Below are 19,287 nucleotides of genomic sequence, written 5' to 3' on the forward strand. Positions count from 1 at the left end.
ATGAAAGTGGTGGTGTTTTTATGTGCTTTTATCGCTCTACATTCTTCGGCTTATTCTCAGAACAATCAGATAAAGCTGTATATCCAGCAGATCGCAGCCAATAAGGTCTATTTAGAATACTTGCAAAAAGGCTATAAGATCGCCCGTCAAGGGTTGACTTTCATCGGCAACGTGAAGGACGGACATTTTACGCTCGATAAGAATTTTTTTCTTTCGCTAGAAACAATCAACCCCAAAATCCGGAACTATTCAAGAATAGCAGAAATAGTCAACTATGGCCTGGCTGTATCAGCGGATTTCAAAGGAGTGCTGAAGGATATGAGGGATAGCAAAGTGTTCGCCGGATCGGAAGTGGACTATGTAAGCGGTGTCCGAACGCGACTGCTGGTAAGCTGTGAGAACCTGCTGATGGATCTGGTGCCGTTGATCACCTCCGGGCAAATGGAACTAAGTGATGATGAACGCATCGAAAGGATTGATGCTATTCATTTGGATATGCAGGAATGCTATCTCTTCACGAAGAATTTCTGCACGTCCACAAAAGTGCAGGTATTGCAGCGCCAGCACGAGTTGAGGGATGTACAAATCATGAAAAAGGTAGCAGAGAAAAAATGAGGTTATGAAAAGTGTTGTGTTACGTTTTGGCATCATGGCCTGCGGGATATTCATGGTATTTGCTGCGGCGCCGCTCAGGAGCAATGCACAAGCAAAGGAGCTTGCTCAGTTGGCTTTGAATATTGAGAAGCTGGCACAATTCAAACAAATTTTATCTGATCTAAAAAAAGGATATGAAATTCTATCTGGCGGTTACAATACAATCAAGAACATCAGTCAGGGAAATTTTCAGCTACATAAGGTTTTTCTCGACGGATTAATGGAGGTGAACCCTGCAATCAAACGGTATAGTCGTGTAGCAGATATAGTGGATTATCAGATTTCGCTGGTGAAGGAATATAAGAAGGCATTTCAATACGCAAAATCATCAGGCAGTTTTACGATTAAGGAGATTGACTATATGGGAAGGGTTTATGGACGTTTATTCGATGCCTCCTTACAGAATCTGGATGATCTTTTTACTGTGATAACGGCCAGCAACCTGCGAATGACTGACGAGGAACGACTGAATGCAATAGATAAAATTCATTCAGAAATGCTGGATAAGCTAACCTTTCTGCGGCATTTCAACAGCTCCAATTCGGTTATGGCTTTGCAGCGGATGAAAGAACAGAAGGAAGTTGATCGGATGAAAGCCATTGAAGGGATTGAATAGTTTTTTTTGGATTATTGAAAACGTGATGTATGAAAGTGTGGTTAAAATCCTTGTTGGTCGTCGTATTGATGATTTCAGTGCCCGTTATAGCGTTTGCGCAATTGGGTGAGGCTGCTGGTGAGATTAAAAGCCTGCATACAGTGCTTGATGAACTGTATAAAAAGTTGATGCCATTGTGCAAAGAACTGATAAATGTGGGGCGTGGCATTGCTGGATTTGCAGCGTTATGGTATATCGCTGCAAGAGTTTGGGGGCATTTGTCCAGGGCAGAGCCGATTGATTTTTATCCGTTATTCAGGCCGTTCATAATTGGCTTTGCTATATTGATTTTTCCATCAGTGATTGCGATGATAAACGGTGTGATGCAGCCTACGGTGTTCGGTACTGCAAAAATGGTTGATAAAGCGGATGAATCTGTTGCGGCATTATTGAAGCAAAAGGAAGAAGCTATTAAGAAAACAGATGTTTGGCAGATGTATGTTGGCCCAACAGGCGAAGGTGATCGGGAACGGTGGTACAAATATACACATGATGGACAGTCAAGTGAGGATGAAGGCTTCTTAGCGAGCGTGGGGAACGACATTAGGTTTGCTTTCGCTAAAGCATCGTATAATTTCAGAAATGCGATTAAAGAAGTGATAGCCGAAGTCTTACAGCTTTTGTTTGCAGCCGTATCATTGTGCATTAATACGATGCGAACGTTTAACCTGATCATTCTTGCAATATTAGGGCCGCTCGTTTTCGGACTTTCTGTCTTCGATGGGTTCCAGCATACCCTAAAGCACTGGCTGGCCCGATACATCAATGTATTCTTATGGTTGCCAATAGCACAGATTTTCGGAGCTGTAATAGCTACGATACAGGCCGAAATGCTAAAGATTGACTTAACTCAAATTGGTCAAACAGGTGACACCTTCTTTAGCAGAACGGATTTAGGCTATATGGTGTTCCTGATAATTGGAATCTACGGCTATACAACTATTCCCAATATTGCGAACCATATAATGTTTGTTGGCGGTGATGCTCTCACCGGTAAAATGACTGCTGCATTGGGTGGTGCTGCTGGTGCGGCGGCTGGCGCTGCAATGACGGGTGCGGGAATGGTTGGTCGAGCTACTGGCGCTGCTGCCGATGGTTTCGGTCATATGATGTTTGCTGACAATAATTCCGTTGAGGCTGGTCTGAAGAATCTTTACAATGCCCCGGATAACATTAAAGAGGGATATAATTCTGGCAGTACAGGGAAAGGCATTGCAGCCAGTGCTGGCCGTGCATACGGGCATCTAGCCAATAAGTTGAAAGGGGGTGATACCTCATGAAGTAGGTGCTTGGTAAATGATGGCTTGAAACAAAGTGTTGAAAGAAAAGTGAGCGTGTATGTTTCAAAAAATGAAAAGTATTCAGGGTGCATTTTCGCATGTCCGGTTATTTACAATGGTTATTATTCTGCTGTCTTTCTGTTTATGTGGATTCACTATATATAAATCCATGTTGCTGGCATCAAAGACGCAGGATAGAATTTATGTTTTGGCAAATGGAAAAATTCTGGAAGCGTTTGCCAGCGAAAAGAAAGACAACATTCCTGTAGAAATCCGGGATCACGTCAAGATGTTTCATTTCTACTTTTTTACGTTAGACCCGGACGAAACAGTTATCAAGAATAACATTGTACGTGCATTGTATATGGCTGATGTTTCCGCAAAGAGGCAATATGAGAACTTAAAAGAAAGCGGTTATTATAATAACATTATTTCAGGCAATATTTCCCAGAAGATAGAGGTGGATAGCGTTTCTGTTAATGTAGATCAATATCCCTATTACTTCCGGTGCTACGGACACCAGAGGATTATTCGCGCTACGAGTATCGTCACTCGCACTTTAATAACGGAAGGCTTTATACGGAATATTTCCAGAAGTGATAATAATTCGCATGGGTTCTTGATCGAAAGATGGGCAACGTTGGAAAATAGAGATTTGAATACAGTAGAGCGTTAAACGTTTTTTATGTGGAAAATATTTAAGCGTAAGACCGGGCGTACTTCTATCGTTCACGCTCTTTTCGAGCGTTGCTCCGTCAAGGTAGAAGGTTATCAAAGACGCTATGCAGATTATCTGAATAGAAAGGTGGCAGGCTGGTCTGCTTTCAGGGTTAAGGTAGTGCTGGTGGTATTCATTCTGTGTTACGTTTCAGTTACTGCATTGGTACTGATAAATGCGGCGAGTTATTCAGATAGCCGTATTCGGGTACAGCCAATCTATCAGCCCAGGAATGTGATCTCTCCTGACACAAAGGACTATGAAACCGAGCCTGTTTATATGACAGGGAGGATTCGGCGGTTCCGCAAATATCTCGATAGTCTGAAAGCTGATATGGCAGGAAAGGCAGTCTATGATAGCATTGTGGCGGCAAGGCCCGGACTAATCGATAGCCTTGCGCAAATAGAAGCATTGGAAAATAAAAAATGAGTTGTATGAAAAATGAGGAAAGTGCAGTAAATGAAAAGCTGCGAAAACAAAAACAGTTTCTGATGGTGATGCCTATTCTGGTACTTCCTTTTTTAACAATTCTACTATCATCATTCGGTGTAATCAGTAGAGATGGTAAGAAGGTGATTGCAGACGTTAAAGTGCAGGGCATTAATACCGATTTGCCGGGAGCAAAAGCGTCTGCTGACAGCAGTTGGAATAAGCTCATGTACTACGAAATGGCTGATAAGGATTCGGCAAAGTTGCGTACTCTGAAGGAGAAAGATCCGTACTACACGCCGCCTGCTGTGCATGAAAATATTTTTAGCATGGATACATCAGGTAATGGTTTCGGTGGCGAAAGGACGTATAGGACGGATCGGTATAGTATTACAGGGTCAGGGAGAGATGAAAATGAGGAAAAAGTTTACCGGAAGATAGCGGCTATAAATGATGAGCTTAACCGCAGTTCAGCAAAGCATCAGGTATATCCTAATGCCCTTGATAATCCGAAGGACAAAGTTGAAGTTCAAGGCATTGACCGGCTCGAAGCGATGATGAAGGAAATGAGCGAGGACAAGCCAGATAAGCAGATGGAGCAAATTTCGGGTGTTTTGGAAAAGATACTCGATATACAGCACCCTGACCGTGTAAAAGATCGAATACAGGAGATGTCTGAAGTGAACAGAAGTCAAGTATTTACAGTAAAGACCTCGCGGGAGGATGATGTGGTATCACTGATGGAAGCCGATACCAGTAAGAAAAATTCATTCCTGGATTCATTGAGGGCAGCCCGAAATGGCACCTTAAATAAATTCTATTCACTGGAAGATGAACAGAGTGAAGTGAAGCAAAATACTGTGCGTGCTGTCATTGCTGAATCGAAGGAAGTAATGGATGGTTCAAAAGTTCAGCTTCGACTTTTGGAAGAAATATATGTGGCGGGTGTTCGTGTTCCAAAAAATTCGTTCGTTTGGGGCAAAGGTAAATTAGCTGAGGGTCGGTTTGTAATCAACATCACTACAATTCAATCCGGGAATAATATTCTGCCGGTTGATCTCAGTGTATATGATATGGATGGGATCATGGGAGTTGATGTAAATGCGAATATGGCAACTGAGGTTACAAAGCAAACAACTGATCAGGCAATTCAAAGTCTGAGTATAGCCAGCCTTGATCCAAGTATAGGGGCGCAGGCAGCAAACGCCGGTATTCAAGCGGCAAAGTCGTTAGTTGGACGGAAAATGAAAGTAGTCAAGGTAAACATCCGAAGTGGTTATGATGTGCTGCTGGTTGATAATAATGTTAAGAACCGATAATTATTAAACAAAAAAAGAGAGAATATGAAAAGGTTATGTGTTGCATGGATTGTGAGTTGTATTCTTTTAGTTACTGCCAACGCTCAGGATGTAAACGATCATCCTGAAATAAGGGCAAAGGAGATAGCCCCTTATATGTTATGGGTTAGCCTCAACCAAACGAGTAACCTCATCTTTCCCTATGAAATCAAAAGTGTTGATCGTGGTAGTAGTTCTATAATGGCACAGAAGGCGAAGGGAGCGGAAAATGTATTACAGGTAAAAGCCGCCAGCGCCAATTTTTCGGAAACGAATCTTTCCGTAATTACTGCTGACGGTAGACTGTATTCCTTCCTGTTGAATTATTCAGAAGAACCTTCTGTTTTGAATCTGCGGTTTTACAAAGTTGGTGATGACGGGCGAGGCGTATTGATTAAAGGAACAGAGCATGACAAGGAATTTTACAGATTGATAAGCTCGGAGGTAAAGCAAAATCGCAACTTCTTGCGAAAGCGGGTTTCCGAACAGATGATAACACTTGCACTGGAAAGTATCTACATGCGAGAGAACACAATGTTCTTCAAACTTGCTATTCACAATAATTCACTTATTACCTACACGCCAGATTACATAAAATTTATTGTAAAAGATAGAAAGAAGGCGAAGAAAACTGCTATTCAGGAAAAGGTGATGGTGCCCAGTTTTGTTAGCGATCAGGAAGGTGTTACTGGTAATAAAGCTGTTAGTGTTGTCTTAGCCTTCCCATCTTTTACAATCCCTAGAAATCAAGACTTGCTTATTCAGGTTGGTGAAGTGAATGGCGGTAGGACGCTGATTTTGAAGATCAAGCATAAGGTATTGCTGAAGGCTCGGCAACTGATTAAATGAAATGGCTGATAATGCAGCTTTTCCTGAAACATTAAATTTTATTTTTATGGAAGGAAATGATAGCAACCTTACGCAAAAGCACTTTATGCTTATTGGTATGAAGGAAGCGTATAACGATGATTTAATTCGGAAGATGAAAGAAGGGCATCCGTCTATTGAACACAATTACTCTAAGCAGTATGAGGATGGAAAAAGCGATACGGTTTTTCATCTGAGGAAGTCGGCAACTACAGGCGACTATTTTCTAAATAAGTTCACCATGTCCGCTCAAAAGGACGGTAGTGGAGAATCGAGAACCCACACATTCTTTATGAATCATAAAAAAGATGATGAGGGCGGGCAAAAGGTTAAGGACAACTTTACGTATAAGATGGCCTTTAACTTTCTGCAAGGCAGACCAGTTCACCATTCTAAAAGTGATTCGTGGGAAAGGATTAAGCCAAAAGAGAAATTGCAGAATGGCAATTATAACTCGGAGCGGTTTGACAAGGCATATGGATACAACTTGGGCAAGGTGATAGATGAGTATTCAGTAGTGTATAAAGGTGCGTTGAAGGAATCCCTGGAACGAGGCAATCTTCAAAAGGAAAAATTCCTTAATAAAGACGGACAACATGAAGAACTTTATGTTACACCGGGTATCAGGTCGGGAAGCCTTGTACTCCTTGATCTGGATAAAAAGCCTGTACCTCTCGATCAACAGATTGAAAAAGGATTTATTAGTGAAGATTTGGGACAAAAACTGAAGCAGCGGCAGCAAGAGCAACAGCAAAAGACAACAGTGGAGAATAAGCAGACAAATAAACAGACGGAGAAACCGGCGGACGGGAAGAAGCAATCGACAAAGAAAAGCCAGCAGCAGGAAAGTGGTGAAAAAAAAACTGAGAGAAAAAGGCAAAAACAGGGAGCGGGATGATGGCATTCGAGAATTATATCGCTGACTTCATGGATATGGTAGGTGAAGATCCGAAGATGGGGCCAAAACACGTAAGCCTTATGCTGGCAATCCTCTATTTCTTTTACCGGCAAGGGTGTATAAATCCAGTACAGGTTTTTTCTGCCCAATTACGAGAGCAGGCCAAAATTCGGTCACAAAGGATTTATTTTTATTGCATGAAGGATTTGAAGGAATGGGGTTACATAAAGATGAATCCATCATATAGGCCAGATGTAGCAAGCCTGATTACATTGCGGCCAATCGGAAATGAACGAAAATAAGCCTAGTTATAATGGAGCAGGCAACAACCTGCTCCATTATTGTATACTCTGGTATTCTTTATCGGTTACCTTTTCAAGCCAAACCGTTTCACCCTTTTCTCTTCCCGTTATAGCAATCTGGACAAAAGGGGTGTCTGCGCTGGCACCATGCCAATGCGGTATATTCGGAGGACACTTTATGGCATCTCCTTTATGGAGTATTTGTTTAGGTTTTCCTTTTTCCTGATAGTACCCAACGCCGTCAATTGCCAACAATATTTGGCCTGCCGGATGCATATGCCATTTGCTCCTTGCTCCCGGGTCAAAGGTTACACTGCCAACAGATATAGAATTAAGGCTATCCACTTCCACCAACGGTTTCAGATAGGCTGTCCCTGTAAAATTTGTATTGGTAATTTTTTCTCCTTTCGGAAAAACAACCATCTTCGGTTCTATTTTGTCCATTTGTTGATTGTTGTTACAGGCTGAGATCAGAACAATTAAAGGGAGTAGAATGTGATTTGCTTTATGGTTCATTTTTCTGTCAGTTTAGAGATTAGTTTTATAAAAAATCACCAATTTATTTACAGTCTGTGATACAAATTCTGGTTTCCAGTAAGTTTGTATATGCGTAGCGCCTTCGATAAGGAACAATTCCTTGTTTCTTGCATTGATTGCTTTCGAGAATGCCTCATCAGTCATGTATTTTGTATCGGCTTTGCTTCCGGCTATCATTAGCAAAGGTTGGGTAATTAATTCGATCTGGTCGGTAGCGTCCCAAGTCATTAGATCCATCAGGCTGCTTGTGGTATATAGAAAAGTGGAGTTAGGATGTGCATGGGTTCGGTAATAGTATTCATATCCTTCACGATATAGGTCGGTGGAGGTTTTAGCGATTTCTTCGTCAGTTATGCTTGCGACACCTGAAAAGGGAATTTTCCCACCTGCTTCTTCCTGTGCACTCTCTGTGGGTCTACCACTTGCTTTTTCCTGTTCGCGGGCGTTCGCAGCTTGTTTTAATCGTTCCTGAATAGTGTTTAATTGAGAGTTCTGAAAACCGTTACGTCTTACCTCACCGGAATTGAACATACTTAGAGTTGCCACTGCCTTAAAGCGTTTGTCAGATTGAGCTGCTTTTAAAGTATATCCGCCACCACCACAGATGCCAAAAATCCCTAAGCGATTCGCATCAACACCTGGATACTGAGAGATAAAATCTGCCATACCATGAATATCTTCAACACGGAAGAAAGGTTTATCGGTATGTCGAGGCTCTCCTCCACTAGCTCCTTGATACGCCGCGTCGGCAGCAATGGTTATAAAGCCAGCTTCTGCCAACCGCTGTGCATATAGTCCCGCAGTCTGCTCTTTAATTCCTCCGTTGGGATGAGCTACCGCTATCGCGGGGTATTTCATAGATGAATCGTAATTTGCCGGTGTGTATATATTTGCAGCGATTTCAATACCGTTCAATTTATATTTCACAGGATGGATATTTACTTTTCCTTTCTCATTTTTCGTGATAGCTCCATGATATACCAATGTATAGGGATTTGATTGATGCCCTTTTTGATCAGATTGTGCGTTTGCTAAATTATCTGTTGCTATCAATGAGGTTATTAATGCGATTGTTGATGATAACTTTTTCATTGTACACTTATTTTAGATCACTTTAAAGTATTTTTTTTCAGCACTTCGTCCAATACCTGTTGTACGACCTTTGCTTCTTTCTTGCCAATGGATGCTTTGATGACACCCACGAACTGCCGAAGCTGCGCCGCCGTTAAGCCTAGATTCAGACAAATTCGCAAATGAGATTTTAGCATAGGCTCAACACCGCCGATACTAGCAAGCACAGAAATCGTAGCCAGTTCTCTTTCGGTGTAGCTCAATACATCTCTTTCAAAAATGTCAGCAAATAGATGCTCTTTTAGAAATATTTCGATAATGGGTGCAAATGCCGAATAGCCAGTTTGTGGCCCGCTTTGCGGCGTGCCTAAAAGTGTGTCCAAGATGGATTTGCCCCGATCATATTTGGTACGTTCATCATTTATTGGAGATGCTTCAGCACCCATTATGTCATTTATGCCTTTGGCCCTCCGTTCCTCCAGCACAGTTATAAACGTTTGTAATCCCCGTATACTACGGGGAAACCCCGCATAGGCATAAACATGAACAAGGTTTTCCTTGATCTGATTGACTGTTAGTCCTGCTTCAAGCCCAACGGACAGCTCCGCTTTCAGTTTTGACAAATCACCTTTTGCAGTTAGTGCTGAAATAGATATGATGCATTGTTCCTTTGGACTTAATCTCTGATTTGTACTCTTATTGTCTTGCGCTTTCAGACTATTGGCAAAACAACATATTGTAATTAGTAACCCAGTGACTATATTTACTTTCCTTTTTTTCATACGCTGTTTTATTGCAATATTTTGATTTTACGCAGCCATTTTTTCACTTCTGTTTCTGCGTTTGCCTGTTTGTCGCCTGTAAGGGCAAGTAATATTCCATCCCTTTCCGAACCGCCTTTGATAGTAAATCCATCTAATATTTCGCTGTTCTGACATAGTTCTTTTACGGTTTCAAAGCTACTGCCAATACCATACCCGCCATTTGTATTGAACGGAATTACCTTTTTACCGCTTAAATCGTACTGGCGTAAAAAACTTTTCACAGGAGGTGGCAACTGCATTCCCCAGGTTGGAAAGCCCACGAACACCACGTCATATTTTTCAATGCTGTCAATCTTTGTCTTGAGAGGGGGTAAAAATCCTGTTGCATTTTCATTGGATACCTGATTTACAGTTGCCTGATAATTTTCGGGATATGGTGTCTGCAACTCCAACGCGACTAAAGTCCCCCCTATATTTTTGTGAATGATCTGGGCTATTGTCTTCGTGTTGTTGGTTCGGGATAAATACACAATCAATATTTTCTTGGATGACATAGATTGAGCCTTTGAACAACCCGACGATATGGATAAACCTATTATTAGGCAGCATACAATAGCACGTTTTATTTCAAATTTCATTTGTTATTGCTTTGAAGCAGCAGGGGGCTGCTGGTTATTATTGCTGTTGCTCGTTTTCACTGGACGGAGTAACCGTGAAAACGTGAGTGACCCCATTTTCCATATTCCGTTTTCTCTGACATACACTTCAGTTACCATAAAAGGATTGGTAACGGTATTGCCGCCAACCACTGCTTCCAGATCAATGTCATTTAATAGTATGGCAGTGTTGCCAATAATATTCACAATAGCAGAATATACCTCCGCCTTCTTATACCAAATGCCTCCGGTTTTTATGGTATTAAGTTCAGGCTGTTTGCCCCAGCTTCCTCCCATATGAACAAACATGGATTTGTCATCAAACAGTGCATTTAAAGAATCTACATTCTTATCCGCCATCCAATTCCATTTCTTTTTTGAAAGACTGATAAGTTCCTGCTGTTCAGGTGTATTATTCGTGGCAGTCTTGATTGTTTCAGTTGGCGGTTGTTGTGCGTCGGAAGATTGTACACTTATAGTCAATAAAAATAGTCCCAGAATAAATGCTTTCATACAGATATTTTTTATAGGTTTAATTAATTACGTTATTTATCCAATTCTTTTTCTTTTAACCATTTTGCGAGCAGGCTTGCTATTTCCTTATTGTTTAAATCTGACATGATGAAATGCGTATTCCCTTTTATACCTATTTCGGGTAAGTGAACAACAGTTGCATCGCCACCGTGCGCATTTACCACTTTTGCCCATTGCCTTGCTGTGGTAAGCACACTACGCCAAAAGTTTAGTGAGGCTGCATTGGTTTCTTCATTTGGAATGTTGTCGCCATAATATACAACGATGGGAATTCTAGTCAGCTTCTTAAACTCTTCAAGTGGTATGCCTGATCCGCCACGATTGCCTTTGGGAGCTTCACCTTCTGGAAAAACAAATCCACCGGGTTCAATAGCAATAATCGCTTTAACACGACTGTTTTTAATGGCAGTTTTCCAACCCGGCGCACCACCGGCGGAATGCGTAAACAGAATACCATCTCCCGATCTATCAAATACTGCCGACATAGCGTTCACAATTGTTGCTTCATCTACATTGCCAGTGTTAGGGGTCATCATACGGAAAAATTTATCCAGAGATAAACTGTCTTTTGGAAACTGAATGCCGTCGTAGAAATTCGGAGCTTGCCCAATACGGAATTGTGTAAACCAGGTTTGGTCATCGGGTGTTGCCGTGATTTGTATTGGCTTTGTGGTCTGTCCAGCTTCACCGCGCCCAGGTTGGTCAACGAGATATACCCCGTAACCCTTTCGCAAAAAGATATCGGCAAAGCCTTCTCGTCCGTCAGCAGTAGTTTGCCAACTGCGCCTGGATTGTCCGTAGCCGTGGAGAAACACCATTGAATTGTGTTTGGCATTTGCAGGAATTTGGTAAAACACATCAGCATGGTCTCCGTGCCGTGTTTGTCCGCCCTGTGCTTCATTCCACGGTTTGAGAGGATCAAATGTACCCTCGCTTTTGATTACCGTACCGCCTGCCGAAAATGCCCCCTGATTTTTGATAACCAAATTATCCCCCCTGTTTTCTTTTGTTGTAGCACAGGATGACATTATCACCATGACAACGCACATCAACAGGACATTTGGCGATATATTACTGTATTTTTGATTGCTGGACTTGATTTGTATACTCATTTTAGGATAATTATTTATTATTTTATATTATTTGCCAACTCGCGCTTGCAATTGTGCCGGATATCGTTCGCCAGAAATTTTGATTGTTGCCAACGCGGCATTAATGCTGTCCAATTCATCTGCGGACAAAGAAAGGTTTGCCCCACCAATGTTTTCCTGCAAACGTTGCAATTTGGTTGTTCCAGGTATGGGAACTATCCAGGGTTTTTGTGCCAGCAGCCAAGACAATGCCACTTGGGCCGGAGTAGCATTATTATGTTGTGCAATTGTAGTTACCAGGTCAACCAGTCCCTGATTAGCCACAATGTTTTCAGGTTGGAAGCGAGGCACAATACTCCTGAAATCATCGTTATCAAACTTTGTGTCTTTTGTTATTGCCCCCGTCAAAAAGCCTTTTCCCAAAGGACTGAATGGAACAAATCCAATCCCCAATTCTTCCAATGTTGGTATAATTTCTTTTTCAGGTTCACGGAAAAACATAGAATACTCACTTTGCAACGCAGTAACAGGCTGTACCAAGTGTGCCTTGCGTATGGTTGCTACACCAGCTTCAGACAAACCGAAATGTTTTACTTTACCCTCTTTTATTAATTCTTTTACCGTGCCGGCCACTTCTTCAATAGGTACATTGGGATCAACGCGGTGCTGGTAGAACAAATCAATGTAGTCGGTTTTCAGTCTTTTTAATGCAGCTTCCGCAACGGCTTTGATTGTTGCGGGGCGGCTATCCATCCCCAGGTCGGGCTTACCTTCTTTAAACCCAAATTTGGTTGCAATGACAATTTTACTGCGGAATGGTGCCAGGGCTTCGCCTAAGAGTTCTTCGTTGGCGAAAGGGCCATAGGCTTCTGCGGTATCGAAGAACGTAATACCCTGTTCATAAGCGGAACGCAATAGTTTGATTGCTTCGCTTTTTTCTGTCGGCTTTCCATATCCGAAACTTAAACCCATGCAACCCAAGCCCAATGCGGATACTTCTAAGCCACTATTCCCTAATAATCTCTTTCTCATCATTAATATTTTAATATCAAATTATTGTAGATTTAACTTCCTTTCGCTAATCCATTTTACTCTTTCCGGGTCTCTGTGATCAAAGAAAAGGCTTGCACTGGTATCTAAAGCAACAATAGACTGCATATCTTCTGTAGAAAGTTCAAAATCAAAAATGTTGAAGTTTTCTACCATTCTTTCCTTTCTTACTGATTTAGGGATGGCAATAATGCCTCTTTGCGTTAACCATCGAAGGATTACCTGCGCAACCGATTTATTATATTTTGCGCCGATACCTGATAACACTTCATTTTTAAAAATGTTATTTTTTCCTTCGGCAAATGGCCCCCAGGATTGTATTTGTACATTGTTGTCCCGTAAGAATTGCTGTGTGGCTATTTGCTGATGGAAAGGGTGCGTTTCAATTTGATTTACCGCAGGTGTAAAACCACTGTTTACAATCAAATCTATCATTCTGTCAGGATGAAAGTTGGCTACTCCAATTGCCTTAATCTTCCCTTCATGATAAAGTTCCTGCATCGCTCTCCACGAGCCGAATACATCTCCGTAAGGTTGATGAATAAGGTATAAGTCTAAATAATCCATCTGCAATCTTTCGATGGATTTCTGAAAGGCTACTTTTGTTTTTTCATATCCAGTGTCCTGTACCCAAAGTTTTGTAGTAATAAACAATTCGTCTCTGGAGATACCACTATTTTTAATAGCAGTTCCTACTGCCGCTTCATTCATATAAGAAGCGGCAGTGTCAATTAACCTGTAGCCCGTGTCTATTGCATTTAATACCGCTTGCTCACATTCGTTGGCGTCAGGTATTTGAAATACGCCGAAGCCTAAGATGGGCATCTCTATTCCGTTGTTTAATGTTACTTTTTTCATAGTAGTATACTTTGACTTTACAAAGGTGAGTCACATTTTTCGCAGAATGCTTATACTGATTACGGGTCTTATTACCATTATTACTGAAGCGAGGAACTCATGCGGAAAACAGTCTGATTATGTTGTAATTTTAACAAACAAATATAAGGGTTGTTTATGGATAATATATTGAAATTCAATAATATTAGCGAGTATAACGCTTTTAATAATAACGAAACTTTGCATCCTTTGGTTAGCGTGGTAAACCTTTCAAAGGCTAGTCCCAGGAGCGGTTCCCGCATGTATTTTGGATTTTATACCATTTTTCTGAAAGATGTCAAGTGTGGCGATATTACCTATGGACGAAATACCTATGATTATCAAGAGGGTACACTTGTGTTTTTGGCTCCCGGACAGGTAGTAGGGGTAAACAGCAATGGCGATATGTACCAGCCCAAAGGGTACGCGCTGGTATTCCACCCGGATTTAATACATGGTACATCACTGGGTCGCCGTATAAATGAATATACATTTTTTTCATATGATACGCGGGAGGCATTGCATTTATCCGAACGGGAGAGGCAAATCGTGATGGACTGTTTGTTAAAAATTGACTATGAATTACAACATGCGGTAGATAAACACAGTAGAAAGTTAATTGCCTCAAACATTGAATTGTTGCTTGATTATTGCGTAAGATTTTATGACCGGCAGTTTATCACACGGGAGCACGTTTATAAAGGGGTACTGGAAAGGTTCGAGCAATTGCTTAACGATTATTTTGAATCTGACAAATCACAGAATCTGGGATTGCCGTCAGTTGCATACTGTGCCGGTGAGTTAAATTTGTCTGCGAACTATTTTGGAGATCTCATAAAGAAGGAGACAGGGAAGACTGCGCAGGAGTATATCCAGGCTAAGATAATAGACATCGCTAAAGAAAGAATATTTAATGTGAACAAATCGGTTAGCCAGGTCGCCGGAGAATTAGGGTTTAAATATCCGGCGCATTTCACACGTCTGTTTAAACAAAAAACCGGGGTGACACCAAATGAATACAAAAGGTTAAATTAAATATATATATAATAAGGTTCCAAATTAACTTAAAAGAATATTGCCAGCTCGAACTGGCAATATTTACAATTGTAATTCGGAATATTTACTTATGTGTAGTTAACTGTAAAATTGAATTATGCGATGTTATTTTAACCTATTTATTGAGATGTTAGCTTATCTCTGCTAATTTACGCAGGTCGAAGATAAAAAGGTTCGAGTTTTGTACCATAGGGTTCACTTCTAGGTAAAGGGTTCCAACGGTGATGGTTGGAGCCCTTTGGTTTTTGGAGAATTTGAGGTCTCCCCAGTCTTGAATTGCCAAAAGTTATTTCCCATTTATCCTACTCAGAATTTGTGGTATCTCATCAAAGTCGTTGAACCAGATAATTGAAACTCCCAATTCCTTCATTATTTCTTCATTTAGCTTATGATGCCTATTTAAAAACTGTTCTGCGCCTTTAGTATTCTTTATAACCTGCCCATCGCCACCATCTTTACCACTGGAATAAACAAACATATCAAGTGTCATTCTTCGCATAAATGCAAAATGTTTAGGCCTATCAAGATTTCTTGCTGAAATATCAAGAAGCCTTCTTAGGTTGGGGTCAGTCATTGAGAGGCCAATCATAAGACAGTTGTTTTCCCTCAAATTTGTTAGCTGAACTAAGTTACTCCAATGATAAGCTTCTGTATAAATTTGGTGATAACCTTCTTCAGAAAAGACTAACGTACTTTTTTCAAGTCTTTCGTATGTTTTAACATCTTCTGGAAGAAAACCGTGTACGTGATAAATCGGCAATTCATCTGGATCATAGGCCTCATTGTCAGTGTAAATAGAACGGTGCTGAATAGATTTTAATTGAAGTCCTCTTTCAATTAAATCATCAAAGTTGTAAGTTATAACCGAACGCACTTTCGCGCCGGTCCTTCTGGGCATACAGAGATTTGCTATTGAGACGATCAAAGCTGAGTTTAAGTCTCTTTGTGTATTTCTAAGCTTATAAAGGTTATCTGTAATTATATTTGTAAACTCTCTAGCCTCTGATGCCTCTTTAGACAATCCTTTTCGAAGATAACGTGCCGCCATTAATGCTGATGGCTCGTCAATCTCATTTAACCTTATTACAATTTGTTTTATATCTTCGTCACTTATGTTTGTGTTTGTAGTAAACTCTTTTGTTAGATAGGAAACAAATAAAGAATTAAGCAAGGTATTCCAGTCTGGCATCCCTGCACTACTTGACACTCCTGCCCCAAGAAATAATGCAAACTGCCCCCTTTCATAAAAATCTATAAGTAAGCCAATTCGTTCTTCCCTTTCTTTCTCCCAATCGCCTGTTTCTTTTGAAACTGCTGTTTCTAATCTCAAAGAAAAAAGATTACTCGCAATAGTTGTTGCATGTTTTTTATGCTTGCTGACAATTTTGTTTATTTCTTCGGGTCCCCAAATTACAACCTTTAATCTTTCATTAACCTTTGATACTTCCTCGATTAATCTAGCTTTAAAACGCGCTGATACTGGCTTATAACTAATAATCAAGAAATTCTCAAATTCTTCATACTTTTCGCTCTTTGTAAGTCGGGAAACTAATTGGTCAATAAATATTCTGGAAGGGATTCTGTCAAGTGAAAACCTAATCTCAATAAGTGTTTTCCCTTTAAAACTATCAAATCCATCTTCCGCATAAGCATCCCCCAAGCCTCTAATATTCTCAACAAGCACAAATTTGTTTCCTTGTTGTTCAATATGATATTTTAAGAGATTTAGTATGAAAGTTTCGAATGAATAAAAGTTATGTTGTCCACCGCCTTCAAAATTTGTCAAGATTTCGTCGATTATCATTTTTCTGGTTTTAGGTATATTTTTTTATGGTATTGGCGCTTAGCCTTACCCTAACTTCCCGCTATCTTCACGCCCTCTTATCACGTGAATCTGCCTAAAGACTCAATGCTGTATACAGACCAGGCACTATTAGCAGCTATAAGATGCATTTCACTTGTTTCCTCATCATTACCCATAAAGTTTTGTAGTCATGTCCGGCAGCCAGAAAGTAAGATTAATGTGAAATTTTCTTTATATCATTTGCCATTGATTATCCGACACGGGGTTGTTAATATTTACCCTCAATAGTTTGAAGGTTAAATATTAGTATAAGGACTATTAAAAAACATATTAAATATAACCATTTACTGCAATTTTACATCTTTAAAAAAGAAAAAAAACTGTTGAAAGCTTCATTTTTTAAATATGTAATATTAAGAAACGGAAGGAAGCCCATGTCCAGCTAGTTACCAAACAACAACGCCTGCTAATCGCTTCAAATCCTCCATAAAAAAGTTCGAAAAACATACCTTGTAGGTCACCGACAAAGTTAAAAGTCTCCAAGTCATTTTATTTGAAGGCTTTTTTATTCTCGTACCTCTTCTTATTTATAAAATTCGGAATTAACATACTTAGCAGCATCCTTTTGTCTACCCTCAATAAGAAAATACAAATCAATTATAGAAGGCCGGATTTGACGGTTTATGGAGTATCGCTGTAATATTTGGATCATGTTAATTAAATCCCTTTCGGTTACAGGGTTACCAATAATGTTCACCTTCCTGGCTGCCCTTAATACAGTTAAATCAGGTTTTACACAATCATATCCCAGTTCAAGTAGTAAATGGTGTAACGTTGTCGTCGAGCGCAAAAAGGGAACTTTTTCGGCTTTCAAATCCTTTTTCAGTTTTTTAAATCCTCTCCAGAATTCAATTATATCTTGATCATTAGTGATTCTTTGGGAATATCTGAATTTAAAAAAATTTCAGACAAGGGTCGGCTCATTCTGTTAATTTTCCTCGCTAAGAAAACTATATAAAATAACTTGTGTACTTGGTATATATCTTTAATCTTTTCCCAATAAGTATCTGCAATATCACAAGGATTCAGCTGTCCTACTATTTCTACATTAAAATTTAAAAAAGCATTATCAAAGTATCCACTATCCAAAACCCTTCGAACACGATCTGAATTTGCATTCTGGCTATATGCAATTACGTATGCAGAAATTCTCAGCATCTTATTATTACTAAACCCATCAGGAACTTTTTTATCTAATCGCCGTCTTTTCTCAGCATCCAGCTCCTGAGTTTTATACAAATCGACCCTACGAATGACATCGTCTATTAGATCAAATATTTCATTCAAACAACAAAGGTATCTTTGGTCATTTGCACGTACCTAGCCCGCAGACAGCAAGTCCATCAATTTGTAATTAATAAAATAGGTTGTTCTTCCTATTTTCTGCGATCTGAGAATATCTGCATCTGTTAATTTTTTCAGCCAGGTGGAGGCTGTTTGCCGGTGCGCCATTTCTTTTTTCTCTAGCAGTTCGATTTTTAAATATGGTAATGTAAACATCAGTTGTAACAGATCATAACTGAAAGAGGAGCCTAAAACCTGTTTCATGATTTTTTCTGTTTCTTCTTTTAAAGAAAGCATGTTCCTTATTTTCTTTGTAGTTAGCTGTGCAGTTTCTATTATGGCTGTAAGCATATACATGATCCAATCATGCCAGTTGTCATTTTCGGTTACTCCACGAAGCAACTGGTAATATTCTGTTTTGTATTTTACAATGTAAGAACTAAGATATAATACCGGTTGTGATAACAATTCCTGCTGCACAAGGTATAGACCATTTATAATACGTCCTGTTCGTCCATTGCCATCTGAAAAGGGATGAATAGATTCGAATTGATAGTGTATAAAAGCCATTTTTATCAATGGATCTAGCGGTGAAGCTTCAGGGGAATTGATAAACCGTTCCAACGCTGCCAGCTTTTTTCTTATTACCTCTTCACAGCATGGCGGAGTATAGATTACATCACCATTGATAGCATTTTTTAACGCAGTACCTGGTGTAGTTCTAATACCAGACTTATTCCGCTTAATGATCTGAACAATTTCAACCATTAAGTTAGTGAGCAATAGATTTTGTTGTGCTCGCATTTTCTCTACACCAACATAAAGGGCTTCGCGGTAGCTCAATACCTCTTTTGCTGCATGTGTGGCGGTACTTTCTTCCGTTGCAGCTTTATACAATTCATCCTGCGTGGTAACAATATTTTCGATAGCAGAACTGTCCTTACTTTCCTGGAGGGCAATTGTATTGATCAGTAACCTGGCGTCCGGCAAAGAGGCACAAAGACCATTTAATTCGCCTAAGTACCTGGATGCTTTGGCAAGATGTCTCAGTATATTCTGAGACTCTGTAAAATCGACCGGCGGGAGATCGGGTAAGTCATTATAGGGTGTATTTCTATTATAGACCATCATGGTGAATTTTTATGATAATTTCATCATTTACTTTCGAAGTTGTTGTTTATTTCGACATGAAATCATTTTCAATGATGAAATTAATCCATTTTTTCAACATAAAAAACAGCTAATGTCCGCGTGGTCAACACAATCGATAAATCCAATGTCGAAAAAACCGCCCAAACTCGACATAAAAGCTACTATTATAGAGCTCGATAGTCGCAGATCCAGGCTGTTGAAAATAAAGGGTC

At 40.1% G+C, this 19,287-nt stretch carries 21 protein-coding genes; 10 read left to right on the forward strand and 11 right to left on the reverse strand.

The window, feature by feature from the left end; translation table 11 throughout:
• The 9 genes from Q0577_RS10060 (at nt 1) to Q0577_RS10100 (ending at nt 7,140) form a co-directional block, all read left to right on the forward strand.
• Nucleotides 1-615, forward strand: a complete 615-nt coding sequence (locus Q0577_RS10060; protein ID WP_298735601.1) for a hypothetical protein — start codon at nt 1-3, stop codon at nt 613-615.
• A 4-nt stretch (nt 616-619) separates the two neighbouring features.
• Nucleotides 620-1,270: a TerB family tellurite resistance protein gene (locus tag Q0577_RS10065; protein WP_298735602.1), complete on the forward strand. Its 651-nt coding sequence runs from the start codon at nt 620-622 to the stop codon at nt 1,268-1,270.
• 29 nt (nt 1,271-1,299) lie between these two features.
• Nucleotides 1,300-2,589: a conjugative transposon protein TraJ gene (traJ, locus tag Q0577_RS10070; protein WP_298735603.1), complete on the forward strand. Its 1,290-nt coding sequence runs from the start codon at nt 1,300-1,302 to the stop codon at nt 2,587-2,589.
• 70 nt (nt 2,590-2,659) lie between these two features.
• On the forward strand, nt 2,660-3,265 hold the full coding sequence (traK, locus tag Q0577_RS10075; protein WP_298735605.1) for a conjugative transposon protein TraK: 606 nt from the start codon (nt 2,660-2,662) through the stop codon (nt 3,263-3,265).
• 9 nt (nt 3,266-3,274) lie between these two features.
• Nucleotides 3,275-3,736, forward strand: a complete 462-nt coding sequence (locus tag Q0577_RS10080) for a hypothetical protein (protein WP_298735606.1) — start codon at nt 3,275-3,277, stop codon at nt 3,734-3,736.
• 5 nt (nt 3,737-3,741) lie between these two features.
• Nucleotides 3,742-5,055, forward strand: a complete 1,314-nt coding sequence (gene traM / locus Q0577_RS10085; protein ID WP_298735607.1) for a conjugative transposon protein TraM — start codon at nt 3,742-3,744, stop codon at nt 5,053-5,055.
• Nucleotides 5,056-5,079: 24 nt separating this feature from the next.
• Entirely contained in the window at nt 5,080-5,922 is an 843-nt protein-coding gene (traN, locus tag Q0577_RS10090) for a conjugative transposon protein TraN (RefSeq protein WP_298735608.1), read from the forward strand.
• A 1-nt stretch (nt 5,923) separates the two neighbouring features.
• Nucleotides 5,924-6,838: a hypothetical protein gene (locus Q0577_RS10095; protein ID WP_298735609.1), complete on the forward strand. Its 915-nt coding sequence runs from the start codon at nt 5,924-5,926 to the stop codon at nt 6,836-6,838.
• The gene (locus tag Q0577_RS10100) at nt 6,835-7,140 is read left to right on the forward strand and encodes a hypothetical protein (RefSeq protein ID WP_298735610.1); all 306 of its coding nucleotides are present in this window, start codon (nt 6,835-6,837) and stop codon (nt 7,138-7,140) included. The genes Q0577_RS10095 and Q0577_RS10100 overlap by 4 nt, the downstream gene beginning before the upstream one ends.
• Before the next feature lie 36 nt (nt 7,141-7,176).
• On the opposite strand, the gene Q0577_RS10105 is transcribed toward Q0577_RS10100, so the two are convergent.
• The 8 genes from Q0577_RS10105 to Q0577_RS10140 form a co-directional block, all read right to left on the reverse strand.
• Complete coding sequence (locus tag Q0577_RS10105; RefSeq protein WP_298735611.1) at nt 7,177-7,656, reverse strand: cupin domain-containing protein; 480 nt, start codon at nt 7,654-7,656, stop codon at nt 7,177-7,179.
• A gap of 12 nt (nt 7,657-7,668) precedes the next feature.
• A complete protein-coding gene (locus tag Q0577_RS10110; RefSeq protein WP_298735613.1) occupies nt 7,669-8,769 on the reverse strand; it encodes an alpha/beta hydrolase in 1,101 nt (366 codons plus the stop codon).
• A gap of 17 nt (nt 8,770-8,786) precedes the next feature.
• Nucleotides 8,787-9,530: a carboxymuconolactone decarboxylase family protein gene (locus tag Q0577_RS10115; RefSeq protein ID WP_298735616.1), complete on the reverse strand. Its 744-nt coding sequence runs from the start codon at nt 9,528-9,530 to the stop codon at nt 8,787-8,789.
• A gap of 8 nt (nt 9,531-9,538) precedes the next feature.
• Nucleotides 9,539-10,066, reverse strand: coding sequence for a flavodoxin (locus Q0577_RS10120; RefSeq protein WP_298735618.1), 528 nt, complete (start codon nt 10,064-10,066; stop codon nt 9,539-9,541).
• A gap of 87 nt (nt 10,067-10,153) precedes the next feature.
• Nucleotides 10,154-10,681 (reverse strand): nuclear transport factor 2 family protein, encoded by a 528-nt coding sequence (locus Q0577_RS10125; RefSeq protein ID WP_298735620.1) that lies wholly within the window; start codon nt 10,679-10,681, stop codon nt 10,154-10,156.
• A 32-nt stretch (nt 10,682-10,713) separates the two neighbouring features.
• A complete protein-coding gene (locus Q0577_RS10130; protein ID WP_298735622.1) occupies nt 10,714-11,814 on the reverse strand; it encodes an alpha/beta fold hydrolase in 1,101 nt (366 codons plus the stop codon).
• 27 nt (nt 11,815-11,841) lie between these two features.
• Complete coding sequence (locus Q0577_RS10135; protein ID WP_298735624.1) at nt 11,842-12,825, reverse strand: aldo/keto reductase; 984 nt, start codon at nt 12,823-12,825, stop codon at nt 11,842-11,844.
• A 21-nt stretch (nt 12,826-12,846) separates the two neighbouring features.
• Nucleotides 12,847-13,701 carry an aldo/keto reductase gene (locus Q0577_RS10140; RefSeq protein WP_298735626.1) on the reverse strand — a complete coding sequence of 285 codons (855 nt, stop codon included), beginning with the start codon at nt 13,699-13,701 and terminating at the stop codon, nt 12,847-12,849.
• Nucleotides 13,702-13,857: 156 nt separating this feature from the next.
• Here Q0577_RS10140 and Q0577_RS10145 point away from each other — a divergent pair, with 156 nt between their 5' ends.
• On the forward strand, nt 13,858-14,754 hold the full coding sequence (locus tag Q0577_RS10145) for a helix-turn-helix domain-containing protein (RefSeq protein WP_298735628.1): 897 nt from the start codon (nt 13,858-13,860) through the stop codon (nt 14,752-14,754).
• 307 nt (nt 14,755-15,061) lie between these two features.
• Here the strand turns inward: Q0577_RS10145 and Q0577_RS10150 are convergent, their stop codons facing one another.
• The 3 genes from Q0577_RS10150 to Q0577_RS10160 form a co-directional block, all read right to left on the reverse strand.
• Nucleotides 15,062-16,579, reverse strand: a complete 1,518-nt coding sequence (locus Q0577_RS10150) for an SIR2 family protein (RefSeq protein ID WP_298735630.1) — start codon at nt 16,577-16,579, stop codon at nt 15,062-15,064.
• Nucleotides 16,580-17,491: 912 nt separating this feature from the next.
• Entirely contained in the window at nt 17,492-17,926 is a 435-nt protein-coding gene (locus Q0577_RS10155; RefSeq protein WP_298735633.1) for a hypothetical protein, read from the reverse strand.
• 33 nt (nt 17,927-17,959) lie between these two features.
• Nucleotides 17,960-19,054 carry a Fic family protein gene (locus Q0577_RS10160; protein ID WP_298735634.1) on the reverse strand — a complete coding sequence of 365 codons (1,095 nt, stop codon included), beginning with the start codon at nt 19,052-19,054 and terminating at the stop codon, nt 17,960-17,962.
• Nucleotides 19,055-19,287: the final 233 nt, after the last annotated feature.

The sequence above is a fragment of the uncultured Chitinophaga sp. genome (assembly GCF_937898475.1).
Lineage (GTDB): Bacteria > Bacteroidota > Bacteroidia > Chitinophagales > Chitinophagaceae > Chitinophaga.